Raw genomic sequence first — 14,662 nt, 5'->3', positions numbered from 1 at the left:
CAAAATCTTATCCTCGTGTAATCACTTAAAACACGCAGTAATGATAATAGAGAGGACGTGCTGAGGAGGAGAGTACAAGCACAGCGTACGAGGATCGCCAACAGAAGGGGTCGGTAGTGTACTGCGGCGATTGCCGCTACAGACATCTCGATCGATCAAAGCTTATTGAACAGATTCAAGCTGCTGATCTTCACATAGCTCTGCTGTGCCGCTTCGAGAATAATCGATTGAAATGACAACCGCGACAATGCCTCGGCATAGTCGAGCTCGCGCAAATCCGCCTGGACGCTTTTATTAACTAACGTCACGTCTTCATTGTCGGTGAGGGTGGTGTCGATCACATTCAGTCGCGCACCAATCTCGCCACGCACGCTATCTATATTGACCGCAGCGTGATCCAGGTTGGTCATACCGGCAGCCACTGCGTCACGAATTTCGCTACTGGTGCTGGCTGGATTCTCCAAGACCCGCCGCAAGTTGACGATGGTATCCAGCACCCCCTGTTTCTGGCGAGTCGGGTCCAGCGTGACGGTCACCCGCTCCCCGCCTACCGCTGCACCATCAACCTGAAGAGTCACTCCACGGAACGTCACCTGATCGGCTTCGTCCGGGTCATCGTCGAGCTGGCCGCTGCCCAGCACTGGCGTTGTGGTGCCGGCCTCGAAAATCTCATAACTCTGCGCATCGGGGTTACCAAAGACTATCTCGATGCCCGCATCCGGGAACGGCGGATTACCGGTAAATGCCACCTCGCTCTGCACCAGCGGCGCGGAAACGCTCAGGGTCGAACCAGGCGCCGCCGAAACGTCCAGCGTTCGATCAAGGCGGTCAGCATTAATGATGTTCTCGAAAATGCGTTTGCCATTGTCGCTGATCGGTATGTCCAGCGAACTACCAATCTGCAACCGGCGCTGACCTTCGTCGCCCTGATAGCTGTAGTTGCCGCTGTCATCACGCCCAAAAGCCTGCGTCTTGCCCTGAAAGCCAGAGAAGATGTACTCACCCCGAGCGTTACGCGTGTTCATCAGAGCGAACAGTTCTTCCTCGCGCTCCTTCAGCTCGGCGGCAATGGATTGGCGCTCCAGCTCACCAAGACTGCCGTTGCCAGCACGGACAGTCAGCTCCTGCAAACGCTGCAGAATGGTATGGGCTGAAGCGAGGGTCACTTCTTCCTGGGTCAGGCTGTTGTCGGCGGCGACCAGGTTGGACTTGTACTGACTCAGTACATTCTGTTGCTGCTCTAGTTGCAGCAGGCGCACTGACGCCACAGGATCATCTGCCGGCGTGAGAATCCGGTTGCCAGTGCTGATCTGCTGCTGGGTGCGCGTCACATCGGCGTAATTACGCTGCAGTCCCTGAACACCGTTGTTGAAGGCCTGTATGCTGGAGATTCGCATGTAAAAACACCCTCGTGTACTTCTTCGACGTGGCGGCTCGCGGCAGCCTACGCCCTAAATTCGGCAGTGGCTTCTGGTTTACCTGAAAGCACCAATCAGGGTATCGAACAGCGAGCGAGCAACTTGAATCACTTGTGCCGATGCATTGTAGTACTGCTCGAACTTGATCAGGTTAGCCGCCTCTTCATCGAGGCTCACCGCCGATAACGAGTTCCGGTTATCCGTCGCCTGTTTGAGGATAGCGGAGGTGGCCGTGCTGTCCTGGCGCGCCTGAGCAGTCAAGGTGCCGACGCGCTCAACCAGGTCGCCATAGCCATCGGTGAAACTGGCTCCGGTAGCAATAGACGTGACATTGGGGTCGACGCCGATGGTTTGCTTATTCTGCAGGTCGACCAGCTTCAACGCGTTGCGGTTATCGGACACACCACTCTGATTGAAGGCAACATTAAAGGTGTCACCATTTTCCGGGCGGCCACTCAGCGTCATGCGCACCGTACTGCCATCCGAAAGCTGCAACTCGAACAGGTTCTGTTGGCCGCTCTGGAATGCCGCTGGCGTTGCCGCCGTGCCATCGGCATTGATGCGGGTTAGCGTAGCGCCAGCCGGCACATTGAACGTGCTCGTCGCCGCATCATAGGTCAGCCCTACAGGCAGGGCCGCCGACAAGGTGGCTGGATTAATCGCCGAGCCATTGAATTGCAGATCAGGCTGACTGACCACCCCAGTCCCCCGGTTCTGCAAACCGGCCTCGGCACGCACGGGGGCTGCGAAAGCCAGTTGATCAGACTGGTCCAGCGTCACGCTGATAGTGCTCGCACCATGCCTGGTAGGCTGCAGAATGAACCGATCATTAGCATTCGGAGCCTGCTCGAGTGCCACACTGAACCCCTGGCTGCGCCCAGCAGAGTCAGTAAAGGTCAAACTCGCGGGGTAAGTCCCGGGGGGGTTCGGGTTCAGCGTCATCAACTGGCCATCGCTCATGCGTATCGCCGAATAGGAGGTACCGTCAAAATCCAAACGATAGTCGCTGGTCGTCAATACGCTGGTATCAGTAATGTTCAGCGCGGGTTGTGTATTACCGGTATTCGTCGCATAGCCACGCACTCGCAGGCTGGCCAGAGTCGCATCATTGTAGTCACCGAACAGCGCAGTCCCCACCTGCCCTTTCAGATCCAACCCTTGGCCAAGCTGGGTATTAACCTGATCAGTCACCGCCAGGGCCAGTCGACCGAGGGAGTTCAGGGTTGGGTCCAGCGATTCGGAACGGTAACGGAGTAGCCCGCCCATTTCGCCACCAGTTACCAGATCGGTGATGGCCTGCTTGGAGTTGCCACTGACAAACGACACCTCGTAGCGCATCGGGTCGCTCTGCCCGGGACCAACTTCCAAGCGGCTGGCGGTACTGCCCACTACCAGTGGCTGCCCCGAACCAACGAACAGGTTGAACGTGTTGTCGTCCTGCGGCACGACCGTGACGCCAACAAAGGTCGACAGTTGACGAATGGCTTCGTCGCGCGCATCGAGCAAATCGTTGGGTTGCTGGCCATTAGCCGATGCAATGGCGATGGCATCGTTATAACCGGCAATCGAAGAAGCCAGACGGTTAACCTGGTCAGTGACCGCCGAGAGCTGTTTATTGATGAAATCGTTTTGCTCACTGACGCGTTCGTACACCATGTTGAAACGCTTGGCCAAGCCCTCGGCTTCGGACAGCACCAACTGGCGAGCGGGAATATTCGCTGGGTCTTCTGCTGCTGTTTGCAATGCAGAAAAGAAGCTTTTGAGCGACGGCGTGATGCCGGTGGTGGTACCCGCCAACAGGGAATCGAGTTGCTCAATCTGACTTTTGTACGCTTCGACATCGGAACCCAATGCCGTGCTGCTACGCACCTGTGCCGTGAGGAACTCGCTATAGGTGCGGCGAATATCAGTCAGCGTGGTCCCCGAGCCAATATAACCTGCGCCACTGAACTGCGGCGTACGCGTGACCTGTACTGTGTCCTGCCGGCTAAACCCGGGAGTGTTGACATTGGTGATGTTATGGCCAGTAACAGCCAGCGAAGTCTTGTTCGCCGCCAGGCCCGAAAGGCCTATGTTCAATAGGTCAGCCATGATTCAACCTCAAGTCCTTGTGGTGGCGCTATCGGCAGCGGCGATTGCTTGATAGGTCTGCATCTTGCGAGCGATCTGCGAGATCTTGCGCGCATAGTTCGGATCGGTGGCGTAGCCAGCCTGCTGCAGCTCCTTGACGAAACGCTCCGGGGTCTCGGTAGCACTCAGCGCTTTTTCGTAGCGACCGTTGCTCTGCAGGAAACTGACGTAATCGTCGAAGCTCTGCGCATAGGAGTCATAGGCACGGAAGCTGGCTGCTTCCTTGACCGCCTTGCCACCCTTGTATTCCGTGGTCAGCACGCGGGCCGAGTCGCCCTCCCAGCTGCCATGGGACTTGATACCGAACAGGTTGTGGCTGCTTTCGCCATCACGGGTGCGGATGATCGACTTGCCCCAACCGGTTTCCAGCGCGGCCTGGGCCACCAGGTAACGCGGGTCGACACCGATCTTCTCGGCAGCGGCCTCCGCCATCGGCAGCATGGTGGCGACGAACTCCTGTGGTGAACTGAATGCGGCTTTGCCCGGCGCCAACGGCGGTTGAGCAATACGACGGCCAGTCAATGCATCGCTATTGCCAAGGCTCAGGCCTCGATCCTTGGGTGCGGCGCTGGCCTGCGCAGGAATCCAGTCACTACCAGCCAGGGCCTTGCCCTCGCCTTCTGCAGCCGATGGCACGATACCAGCCAACAGGCGATCCGCCAGTTTGCCCGGCACAGAGAGGCGACGGCGATTGAGCATCGCCACATCATCACGAAAGCCTTCGCTATTGGCGACCTGGTCAGCCTTCGACTCGCTCACGGCCGCGACCGGCTGCTCGATCTGCGCGAAGGGATTTGGGCGGCTCGACGGCTGCTTGATCTTCGACATCTGCCGCACCAGCACGTCAGCCAGGCCGATGCCGCGCCCTTCCTTGGAGAGCGTCACCGCCAGTTGCTGGTCGTGCATATCCTGATAGGTCTTGCTCTCGTTGCTGTTCATGAAGTTGCCCTCGCCGAACACGGCGTTGGCCGAACGCATGGCTTTGAGCATTTCGTTAAGGAACAGCGATTCGAACTCCTGCGCAACCTTGCGGATGTTCTGCTCGGTGTCACCGCCCACCTTGAACTGGTTGAGGCGGTTCAGGTCGGTGTAGGCACCGCTGTCGATCGGGCTTTTACCGTTGCCGAGCAGACCGGCTGAAAGTCGAGAGTCCATACGTTGTGCCTCTTTAAATCACGATCAGGTCAGCCTGAAGGGCGCCGGCTTGCTTGAGCGCCTCCAGGATGGCCATGAGGTCGGACGGCGCTGCGCCTACCTGGTTAACTGCACGGACAATCTCGTCCAGGCTGGTACCAGGGCCGAACTTGAACATCGGTTTGGCCTCTTCCTCGGCACCCACGCGCGAATTCGGCACTACCGCGGTCTGGCCACCGGAGAATGCCTCGGGCTGGCTGACGATGGGGTCTTCGGTGATGGTCACGGTCAGGCTGCCATGTGTGACTGCCGCCGGCTGTACCTTGACGTCCTGGCCAATGACGATGGTGCCGGTACGCGAGTTGATGATGACCTTGGCCACCGCTTTACCCGCCTCGACCTGCAGGTTTTCGAGGATCGACAGATAGTCGACGCGCTGGTTCGGATCGAGCGGTGCGCTGACGCGAATCGAGCCGCCATCGATGGCCTGTGCGACACCAGGGCCAAGCAGGTCGTTGATCTGATCGACGATGTTCTTCGCCGTGGTGAAATCGGGGCGGTTGAGGTTCAACGTCAGGTAATTGCCCTGATCGAAACCACTCGGCACCGGACGCTCGACGGTCGCCCCACCGGGAATACGACCGGCAGACGGCACATTGACGGTGATGCGCGAACCATCGGCGCCGCTGGCGTCGAAACCACCGACCACCAGGTTGCCCTGGGCGATGGCGTAGACGTTGCCATCGATGCCCTTGAGCGGCGTCATCAGCAGACTGCCACCGCGCAGACTCTTGGCGTTACCGATCGAGGAAATGGTGATATCGATGGTCTGCCCCGGCTTGGCGAACGCCGGCAGGTCGGCATGCACCGACACGGCTGCGACGTTCTTCAACTGCACGTTGCCGCCTGGCGGCACCTTGATGCCGAACTGCGCCAGCATGTTGTTGAAGGTCTGCACGGTAAAGGGGGTCTGTGTGGTCTGGTCGCCGCTGCCATTGAGGCCGACCACCAGGCCGTAGCCGATCAACTGGTTGCTACGCACACCCTGGATCGATGCCAGATCCTTCAAACGCTCGGCCTGGGTCGGCAAGCTCAACAACAGACACGACAGCATGGTTGCCAGCAGCAGCCAGTCGTTGGCGCCACGGCGGCGATAGCCGCGATGAGCGACCGCGAACTGTCGACGGCACGCCCCGGCTTGTGTCGACTCACTGCCATGAGCTCGCCCCCCTCGCCTGGTAACCGAAGTCACTGCGAAGGCCTTGCGCGCCGAGCCGCCGGTCGTCACTCGCGCGTACCAATTGGACAGGTGCTCGAGTAACAGGGACGGAGAATGAGTCAGCCAGGTTTTCATCTACAGCACCCCGAGATCAGAACGGCCACAGCGGGCTCATGAAGAAACGACTCATCCAGCCGGGCTGACTGGCATCGGCGAAGGCGCCAGTCCCGGAATAGGTGATGCGCGCATCGGCAACCCGCGTGGAAGACACGGTGTTGTCAGTGGAGATGTCGTCGGCACGAACCAGGCCGGAGATACGCATGAGTTCATCGCCGGTATTGAGCGTCATCCACTTCTCGCCACGTACGGCCAGAATGCCGTTGGGCAGCACTTCAGCGACGGTCACGGTGACCGAACCGGACAAGCTGTTGCTCTGCCCTGCCTGACCAGAGCCTGTGGCGTCACGCTGGGAATTCCAGCTCGAATCCAGGCTCAGATTGTTGTTGGTCATACCCAGGGCGCTGAGGCTGCGCAGCGGGTTGTCCGGGGCGACGGTCATGCCGAACAGATTCGGTACGCCGAGGGTTCCGCTGCTGTCTTTCTGCAGATTGCTGTTGGCATTCTTGCTGGCCTGGGTACGCTCGTTCAGGGTAATGGTGATGATGTCCCCGATACGGAAGGCCTTGCGGTCGTCATACAGACCATTTTCGAAGCCGGCCTGATAGATCGAACCATTGTTCTGCGCAGCCGGCAACGGCGTGCGCGGCAACACCGGCGCGTAATAGGGATCATCCGGCTTGGCTGTTGGCGCCACGCAGCCGCTGGCCAGCAGCAGGCCAGCCAACAGGGGTAAACAGAGAATTTGCCGGTTCATAACCACTACCTCGCGGCGTTCACAACAGTGTCAAGAAATCAGAGGTTCTGCGTCACGAAGGACAGCATCTGATCGGCGGTGGAAATCACCTTGGAGTTCATTTCGTAGGCGCGCTGGGTGGTGATCATGTTCACCATCTCCTCCACCACGCTGACGTTGGAGTTTTCCAGGGTGTTCTGCAGCGTGGTGCCCAGACCGTTGAGGCCGGGGTTGCCCACCTGCGGCGCGCCACTGGAACCGGTCTCCAGGAACAGGTTGTTACCGATGGCCTCCAGGCCAGCCGGGTTGACGAAGTCGGCCAGCTGGATATTGCCGATGATCTGCGGCTGCGGATTGCCGGTGGTGGTCACCGAGACAGTGCCGTCCTCGCCGACGGTGAAGGTGCGCACTTCGTTCGGCAGCACGATCGCCGGCTCCAGGGCAAACCCCTGGGACGTAACGATCTGTCCATCGGAGTTCAGGTGAAAGCTGCCATCACGGGTATAGGAAACAGTGCCGTCGGGCTGCAGGATCTGGAAGAAACCACGACCATTCACCGCCATATCCATCGGCTGCTCGGTGGTTTGCAGACTGCCGGCGGTGAAGATCTTCTGCGTACCCACCACCCGCACACCGGTGCCGAGCTGCAAACCTGAGGGCAACTCGCTGTCCTGGCTGGACTGGCCACCCGGCTGACGACGGATCTGATAGAGCAGATCCTCGAATTCCGCGCGATCACGCTTGAAGCCAGTGGTCGCCACGTTGGCCAGGTTGTTGGAAATGGTGGTCAGGTTCATGTCCTGAGCGGACAAACCGGTCTTGCTGACCCACAGTGCCGGAAGCATATCGATTCTCCTCGGACGCCGGTTTTACGGCGCCGCGTGCTGGTAATTAGCTAATTTGCAAAACCCGCGCCATGGCCGACGAATTGTCCTCGGCGGTGCGCATCATCTTTACCGACAGCTCGAACTGACGGGACAGGGAGAGGATCGCGGTCATTTCTTCAACGGCATTGACGTTGCTCGCCTCGAGGAAACCCGACGTCACCTGAACGGTCGCATCGGCCTCTACCTCGGGCCGGCCCTTGACGCGGATCAGGCCATCGGTGCCCTTCTCCATGCTTTTCGGATCAGGGTTGACCAGCTTGATGCGGTCGACCTCAGCCAATACGTTGGGATCTTCACCAAGCGCACGAATGCTGATGGTGCCGTCCTGACCAATCTCCACCTTCTGCTCTGGCGGCACGGCAATCGGCCCGGCATTGCCCATGACCGGCAAACCATTGCCGGTACGCAGCACGCCCAGAGCATCGATATTCAGGCTGGCAGTACGTACGTAGGCCTCGCTGCCATCAGGTGTCTGCACGGCGATCCAGCCCTTGCCACCAATGGCGACATCCAGGTCACGACCGGTTTCCTGCAGCGAGCCCGGGCGAAAATCCGTAGCCGGACGTTCGCTCATGGCAAATACACGCGCCGGGTGGGTTTCACCGAACAGCGGCATGGAGCGCGCCTGCTCGAAATCGCGACGAAAACCCGAGGTGGAAACGTTCGCCAGGTTGTTGGCGTGGGCGCGCAGGGCCAGTGTGTTGTTCTGCGCTCCGGTCATGGAGACGTACAGCATCTTGTCCATGGAAACTCTCCGAGTGGGCGACACGCCCTTGGCTCTTTGCATTGACTATAGCAAACGCCGTGCCAGTCTCGAAAAACAAATACAAGGTACTGATTTTAGAGGATTTTACAGATATGAAAGAATCATAAAGAAAAGCCAGCGGCGGGGTTTTGCCGGCCCTGCAACGGCAAAGCGGCAAGCCAGGCTTGCCGCTTTGCTTCAGCCCCGACTCATCAACGCAGGTTGATGATGGTCTGGGTGATGGCGCTTTCGGTTTCGATGGTCTTGGCGTTGGCCTGGTAGTTGCGCTGAGCCACGATCAGGTTCACCAATTGATCCGACAGCTCGACGTTGGAGTCTTCCAGCGCACCAGCCTGCAGAGCACCCAGGGTACTGCTGCGCGGCGTGCCGATGACCGGCTCACCGGACTCGAACGACTGCGCCCAGGCCGTCTTGCCGACAGGAGTGAGCCCCTGGACGTTGGCGAAGTTCGCCAGCAGCACCTGCCCTTGCACCTTGGACTGGCCGTTGGTGTAACGGGCGAAGATCACCCCGGTGTCATCGATCTCGACACCCGCCAATTGGCCCGTGGTGTAGCCATCCTGACTGACGGCGTTGACGCCGAAGGAGGCGGCGTACTGGGTCGAGCCGCGCATGTCGAAGGTGAAAGCCTCACTCTCAGCACCGTTGGGCACCAGAGTTCCCGGATTACCCGGATCCTCCTCGGCAGGCACCCAATCGGTATCCGCCAGAGCGAAGATGCCATTGGGCGTCCCCCCCGGAATGGCCGGCGCATCAAGGGCCGGGTTGGCCGGCGTGCTGGCCAGCGGGGTGAACGCAGGTGTCGACAGCTGCCCGACGGCATCGAAGTTCACCGCATAGCTGAATGGCTGATCACTGGATGGGTCGCGCGGGTTGACCCCATCGACCAGCACATGCATCACCCAGCCGTTGTTGGCCGGCGCTTCGTTCTTGACGAAGTATTGGCTCATCACGTGAGCATTGCCCTGTGAATCGTAGATATTGGTCGAAGTGGACCAGTTGAAGGACTTCGAATCGCTCGGGTCGAACGTCGGTGCCGCCATGGTTCCTGCGTTAGCGGGCCGTACGGCATTGGAGTTCAGGTTGAGGCGCTGGGTAACGCTGGTGGTCGCCTTGGGCTCCTGCTGACCTGCACTGATGCGCAGGTCAGACTGCACCGGCAGGATATTGCCGCTGTCATCAGCCGCATAACCTTGCAGGCGGTAACCGAAGTTATTGACCATATAACCATCGCGATCCGTACCGAAGTAACCGGCGCGGGTATAGCCAATCTCACCGTTGTTGCTGGTCATGAAGAAGCCATTGCCATTGATGGCCAGATCCAGAGCATTGTTCGTGTAGTTGACATTGCCCTGGTTGAACAGCTGCGATACGTCTGCCAGTAGTACACCACTGCCCTGCGCATTCTTGCCGGTACCCAGAACGGAAGCGGCATAGACATCGGCGAACTCGGCACGCGACTGCTTGAAACCTGCAGTACCGGCGTTGGCGATGTTGTTGCCGGTGACGTTGAGGTCGCTGGTCGCGGCACGCAGGCCGCTGAGACCAATATTGAACGACATGGAAGACTCCTTTGCCGGAACTGCCGGCGGCAATAGTTATTGGCCGATGACCTGCACTTGAGAAAGCGGAACGCTGCCCAGGCCGGCGAGATTGAGCATCAGCTCGCTGCCGCCCAGGGTGACGCTGTCGACGTTGGCCGGCAGCATGGTGTACAGCCCCTTGGTCTCACTACCGTAGGTGGCCTGCGCCTCGAACTTGTACGTGCCCGGCGGCGCCACGTTGCCATCGGAATCCTTGCCATCCCAGATGAAGCTGACGTTGCCGGCTTCCTGCTCGCCGAGATTGACGCGGGTAACCAACGCCCCGGAATTGTCATAGACGTTGACGTAAACGTTGCTGCTGCTGACCGGCAGAACAGTGCTGGCCTTGAAGCTTTCACTGGTATCGACCACGGCCTTCTCGCTCGGCACGATCACTTTGCGGCCGACCAGAGAAGACGCCTGCAACGCCTGCGAAGACTGAAAGCTGGAGAGCATCGAGCCCATGCTGGTGTTGAGCTTCTCGATGCCTTCGACCTGGCTGAATTGCGCCAACTGGGCGATGAACTCACCGTTACCCTGAGGCTCCAGCGGGTTCTGGTTGTTGAGTTGCGCCACCAGCAAGTTGAGGAACTCGTTCTTGCCGAGGTCATTGCTTTTCGGTGCATCCTGTTTGAGCTGGTACTGATCCAGTACCGAGCTCGTGCCGTTTACGGTGCTCATACCCTGATTTCCTCGTCTCGTCTTACTGACCCAGGGTCAGCACGCGCTGCAGCATCTGTTTGGCGGTATTCATCATTTCAACGTTGGTCTGGAAGGCACGACTGGCGGAAATCATGTCGGCCATTTCCTCGACCACGTTGACGTTCGGGTAGAAGACATAACCATCGGCGTTGGCCATCGGATGATCAGGCTCATAGCGCGGCATCAGGCTGCCCTGATCCTCGATCACGCCCAGCACCTGCACACCGCGACCGGCTTCATCCTGCTCGGCGAACAGCGAGCCACGGCCTCCGTCTTGTGCCTGCTGAAAGACGGTGGCGAACACCGGGTGGCGAGCGCGGTAGGTCTGATCCAGGCTCGAGGAAACGGTCTCTGCGTTGGCGATGTTGCTGGAAATGGTGTTCAGGCGAGTGCTCTGGGCGCTCATGCCGGTTCCGGCGATGTTGAAGACACTGGCAAGGGACATGGTCGCGCTCCTTATTCGCCGCGCAGGGCAGTGGTCAGCCCTTTGAATTTGCTATTGAGAAAGGTGAAGCTGGCCTGGAACTGCACCGCGTTTTCGGCGTAGTTCGATTGCTCGATCTGCAGGTCGACGGTGTTCTGATCCAGCGACGCGTGGAACGGCGTGCGATAAGGCAGCTCAGCATCGCCACTTTTCACACCATCGGCCGGGATGTGGCGAGTGTCGGTGCGATTCAGGGCAACGCCGCCACGCTGCATGCGGCTGTTCTGCTCGGCCAGCACACTGGCGAAGTCCAGATCACGAGCCTTGTAGTTCGGCGTATCGGCGTTGGCGATGTTGTTCGCCAGCACCTCGGCACGCTGGGCGCGAAAGCCGAGTGCCTGCTCATGGATGCCGAGTGCTCTGCCGAAGTTGATGCTCATGCTCTGAACCTTTGCCACAAGGGCCGTCTGATCACTGTTGCCAGAGATAGAGCAAAGGCTGTGCCATATATTTAAATCCTTATAAATCAATGGCTTGAGATTAAATCGAAGGATCGAATGCGGCAAAGCGGCAAAGTATTACCGCCCCCAGGCAAGGAAGCGGCAAAGCTGATCGGGCAGATTGCCGCCGGCCCGACCCTAGGGTGCGCTGTGCGCACCGCCCCTCTTCACCATCACACCAAAAACCACTGGTGCGCACGGCGCACCCTACCGGGCCCATGGTTTTCAGAGCCCAGAAACGCAAACGGGAGGCCAAAGGCCTCCCGCTGCTGATACCAAACATGCCTTGCGCCTATTTGGCCTTGTAGATGATCCCCGGACTGCACTGCACCATCTGGTACTTGTCCGGTAGGCCATTGAGTGCCTCGGAGGCGCCGAGGAACAGATAACCGCCCGGTTTCAAGGTGGCGTGGATGCGCGTGAGGATGTCCTTCTTCACGTCTGCCGAGAAGTAGATCAGCACGTTGCGGCAGAAGACGATGTCGAACTTGCCCAATGCCGCGTAACTGTCCAGCAAATTCAGTGGGCGGAACTCGACACGGCTCTTGATGGGAGCCTTGACCTGCCAACGCCCCGGTCCCTTGGGATCGAAATAGCGCTGCAAACGCTCCTGTGCAAGGCCTCGCCCCATGGCAAGGCTGTCGTACTCGCCGGATTTGCAATTGGCCAGCATCGACGGCGAAAGGTCGGTGGCAACGATTTGCACACCTGCCTTGAGCTGACCGAGATTGGTGCGTTCGAACTCATCGATGGACATCGACAGCGAGTAAGGCTCCTGACCGGACGAGCAGGCTGCCGACCAGATACGCAGGCGCTGGGCCGGATAAGCCTTGATCAACTCCGGCAACACGCGGTTCTTGAGCACCTCGAAGGGATACGTGTCACGAAACCACAGGGTCTCGTTGGTGGTCATGGCATCTACGACCTGCTCGCGCAGCCCTCCGCGCGGCTGGCTTTGCATGCGCTGCACCAGCTCGCCCAGGGTCTTGATACCGTTCTGTTCCATCAGCTTGTTCAGACGGCTGGAGACCAGGTACTGCTTGTTGCTGCCAAGCAGAATACCGCAGGCCTTTTCCAGGAAAGTCCGGAACTGCTCGAAATCCAAATTACCTGAAGACACTAGTGCCGCCTCTGCAACCATAACATTCGCCGAAGGTCACCCTTCAGCCCCCATCCGATACACGAATGCGATCGACCACCCGCGCCGCCAGATCATCTGGCTTGAACTTGGCGAGGAAGTCGTCAGCGCCGACTTTCTTCACCATCGCCTGGTTGAACACACCGGAAAGCGAAGTATGCAGGAGGATATGCAGCTTCTGCATGCGCGGATCGCTGCGAATCTCCGTAGTCAACGTATATCCGTCCATCTCGGGCATCTCGATGTCGGAAATCAGCATCAGCAGTTCCTTGTCAGGATTATGCCCCTCGTCCGCCATTTTCTTGAGGTAATTGAGCGCCTCACGGCCATCGTTCAGAGCCGTAACCTCGACGCCAACGGTCTGCAGACAGCGCGAAACCTGTTTGCGTGCCACCGAGGAGTCATCGACGATCAGCACATGTTTGGTCACTGCCTGACTCTGCACCTGTTCATCGATCACGCCAGCGGAGATCACTTCCGAGGTCGGCGCGACTTCGGCAAGAATCTTCTCGACATCGATGATCTCGACCAACTGCTTGTCGAGCCGCGTGACCGCTGTCAGGTAGTGATCGCGCCCGGTGCCCTTGGGTGGCGGATGGATTTCCTCCCAGTTCATGTTGACGATACGCTCGACCGAGCGCACCAGAAAACCCTGCACCTTGGTGTTGTACTCGGTGATGATCACGAAGCTGGTCTTCAGATTTTCCAGAGCGGCACTGCCGGTAGCGATGGAAAGGTCGAGAATCGGAATGGTGCCCCCACGAATATTGGCCACACCCCGCACCACCGGACTGGACTTGGGCATGATGGTGAGATTCGGGCACTGCAGTACCTCTTTCACCTTGAATACGTTGATACCGTAAAGCTGTGGGCCCTCCAGGCGAAACAGCAACAACTCCAAGCGGTTCTGCCCCACCAGCTGAGTGCGCTGGTTAACCGAATCCATCAACCCGGCCATGCCCGGACTCCTTCTTGTCTAGTAACGCCTACCCCATTGAGCCTAGCAGGCGGCACGGGGCTTGCTTTGCATTGCTTATGAAGCAGAGAACGTCATCATTCCGTCAGCTACTGGCAAAGTGCCTTGCGCCTTTGCCCGTTTTACTCGCTTTGCCGACACTCGGCTACAGCGCTACGGCGGCTGCCACCTTTACCAGCACTGAGCAACTTATCGGCGCCACCGAGGCCTTTCTTGAGCAGGCAACCACTGAATATCTACAGCGTAGCGAAATTCAGGGCCGCCATGAGATTCGCGTCAACCGTCTCGACCCGCGGTTGCGTCTGCCGCTGTGCGATCAGCCGCTGACGACCACGCTGGAGAGCCCGGCGCAGCCGTTGGGCCGTGTCACCACGCGGGTGCGCTGCGACGGCAGCGCCCCGTGGACCGTATTCGTGCCGGCTGAAGTGCGTTTGTATCGCCCAATCGTCGTACTGACTCGCCCCCTCAAGCGCATGAGCGTAGTCAAGGCTGCGGATCTGAGCCTGGTTGAACGCGATGTCGGACAATTGGGGCAGAACTTTCTCACCGACCTGAACCAGGCGATCGGCAAGAAATTGACACGACAGCTCGGTAGTGACCAGATTCTTCTTTCTACCCACCTGCAAGTAGCCGAGGTCATTCGTCGGGGCGATCAGGTGGTGATCAGCGCTCGCGGTATCACGGTCAACGTGCGCATGCCCGGCGAAGCCCTGACAGACGGTGCTCCAGGTGAGCAGATCAATGTACGCAACCTGCGCTCGCAGCGAGTCGTTCGAGCCCGAGTGGTTGGCCCTGGTCAGGTGGAAGTAGCCATGTAGGCATGTTTCTTGTAGCGCAAAAGCGTGGCGATTCCCTACACTATTCAACGACGCTATGAAATTAATCCTAAAGTTTTCCCGGCTGCAGCCGAGAAGCATGGCAAGCGTCCACTA

General features: G+C 59.0%; 14 protein-coding genes. 1 reads left to right on the top strand and 13 read right to left on the bottom strand.

The genetic code is table 11. The annotated features are described in order from the left end of the window. Positions 1–155 precede the first annotated feature (155 nt). From flgL to GV002_RS06535, 13 genes are all read right to left on the bottom strand, one after another. Positions 156–1,397 (bottom strand): flagellar hook-associated protein FlgL, encoded by a 1,242-nt coding sequence (gene flgL / locus GV002_RS06595; protein WP_160017596.1) that lies wholly within the window; start codon positions 1,395–1,397, stop codon positions 156–158. A gap of 78 nt (positions 1,398–1,475) precedes the next feature. Continuing rightward, positions 1,476–3,509, bottom strand: a complete 2,034-nt coding sequence (flgK, locus tag GV002_RS06590; protein WP_160017595.1) for a flagellar hook-associated protein FlgK — start codon at positions 3,507–3,509, stop codon at positions 1,476–1,478. A 9-nt stretch (positions 3,510–3,518) separates the two neighbouring features. Next, positions 3,519–4,703: a flagellar assembly peptidoglycan hydrolase FlgJ gene (gene flgJ / locus GV002_RS06585; protein WP_160017594.1), complete on the bottom strand. Its 1,185-nt coding sequence runs from the start codon at positions 4,701–4,703 to the stop codon at positions 3,519–3,521. Positions 4,704–4,716: 13 nt separating this feature from the next. Further along, positions 4,717–5,796: a flagellar basal body P-ring protein FlgI gene (locus tag GV002_RS06580; RefSeq protein ID WP_160018892.1), complete on the bottom strand. Its 1,080-nt coding sequence runs from the start codon at positions 5,794–5,796 to the stop codon at positions 4,717–4,719. Between the two features lie 256 nt (positions 5,797–6,052). Further along, entirely contained in the window at positions 6,053–6,775 is a 723-nt protein-coding gene (gene flgH, locus GV002_RS06575; RefSeq protein WP_160017593.1) for a flagellar basal body L-ring protein FlgH, read from the bottom strand. A gap of 38 nt (positions 6,776–6,813) precedes the next feature. Next, positions 6,814–7,599 carry a flagellar basal-body rod protein FlgG gene (flgG, locus tag GV002_RS06570; protein ID WP_160017592.1) on the bottom strand — a complete coding sequence of 262 codons (786 nt, stop codon included), beginning with the start codon at positions 7,597–7,599 and terminating at the stop codon, positions 6,814–6,816. Between the two features lie 46 nt (positions 7,600–7,645). After that, the gene (locus GV002_RS06565; protein WP_160017591.1) at positions 7,646–8,386 is read right to left on the bottom strand and encodes a flagellar basal body rod protein FlgF; all 741 of its coding nucleotides are present in this window, start codon (positions 8,384–8,386) and stop codon (positions 7,646–7,648) included. A gap of 212 nt (positions 8,387–8,598) precedes the next feature. Then, on the bottom strand, positions 8,599–9,969 hold the full coding sequence (gene flgE, locus GV002_RS06560) for a flagellar hook protein FlgE (RefSeq protein WP_160017590.1): 1,371 nt from the start codon (positions 9,967–9,969) through the stop codon (positions 8,599–8,601). 36 nt (positions 9,970–10,005) lie between these two features. After that, on the bottom strand, positions 10,006–10,671 hold the full coding sequence (gene flgD, locus GV002_RS06555) for a flagellar hook assembly protein FlgD (protein ID WP_160017589.1): 666 nt from the start codon (positions 10,669–10,671) through the stop codon (positions 10,006–10,008). A gap of 22 nt (positions 10,672–10,693) precedes the next feature. Beyond that, on the bottom strand, positions 10,694–11,137 hold the full coding sequence (flgC, locus tag GV002_RS06550; RefSeq protein ID WP_160017588.1) for a flagellar basal body rod protein FlgC: 444 nt from the start codon (positions 11,135–11,137) through the stop codon (positions 10,694–10,696). 11 nt (positions 11,138–11,148) lie between these two features. Continuing rightward, positions 11,149–11,556, bottom strand: a complete 408-nt coding sequence (gene flgB / locus GV002_RS06545; RefSeq protein ID WP_160017587.1) for a flagellar basal body rod protein FlgB — start codon at positions 11,554–11,556, stop codon at positions 11,149–11,151. Between the two features lie 352 nt (positions 11,557–11,908). Further along, positions 11,909–12,736 (bottom strand): protein-glutamate O-methyltransferase CheR, encoded by an 828-nt coding sequence (cheR, locus tag GV002_RS06540; protein WP_160017586.1) that lies wholly within the window; start codon positions 12,734–12,736, stop codon positions 11,909–11,911. A gap of 43 nt (positions 12,737–12,779) precedes the next feature. Then, positions 12,780–13,712, bottom strand: a complete 933-nt coding sequence (locus GV002_RS06535) for a chemotaxis protein CheV (protein WP_160017585.1) — start codon at positions 13,710–13,712, stop codon at positions 12,780–12,782. 77 nt (positions 13,713–13,789) lie between these two features. Between GV002_RS06535 and flgA the strand changes: the two genes are divergently transcribed. Beyond that, positions 13,790–14,548 carry a flagellar basal body P-ring formation chaperone FlgA gene (gene flgA / locus GV002_RS06530; RefSeq protein ID WP_160017584.1) on the top strand — a complete coding sequence of 253 codons (759 nt, stop codon included), beginning with the start codon at positions 13,790–13,792 and terminating at the stop codon, positions 14,546–14,548. Positions 14,549–14,662: the final 114 nt, after the last annotated feature.

It is taken from the genome of Pseudomonas sp. 8O (assembly GCF_902506495.1).
GTDB lineage: Bacteria > Pseudomonadota > Gammaproteobacteria > Pseudomonadales > Pseudomonadaceae > Aquipseudomonas > Aquipseudomonas chaetocerotis.
Note: the sequence above shows the minus strand (reverse complement) of the source record. Positions and strands in the feature narration are given on the sequence as shown.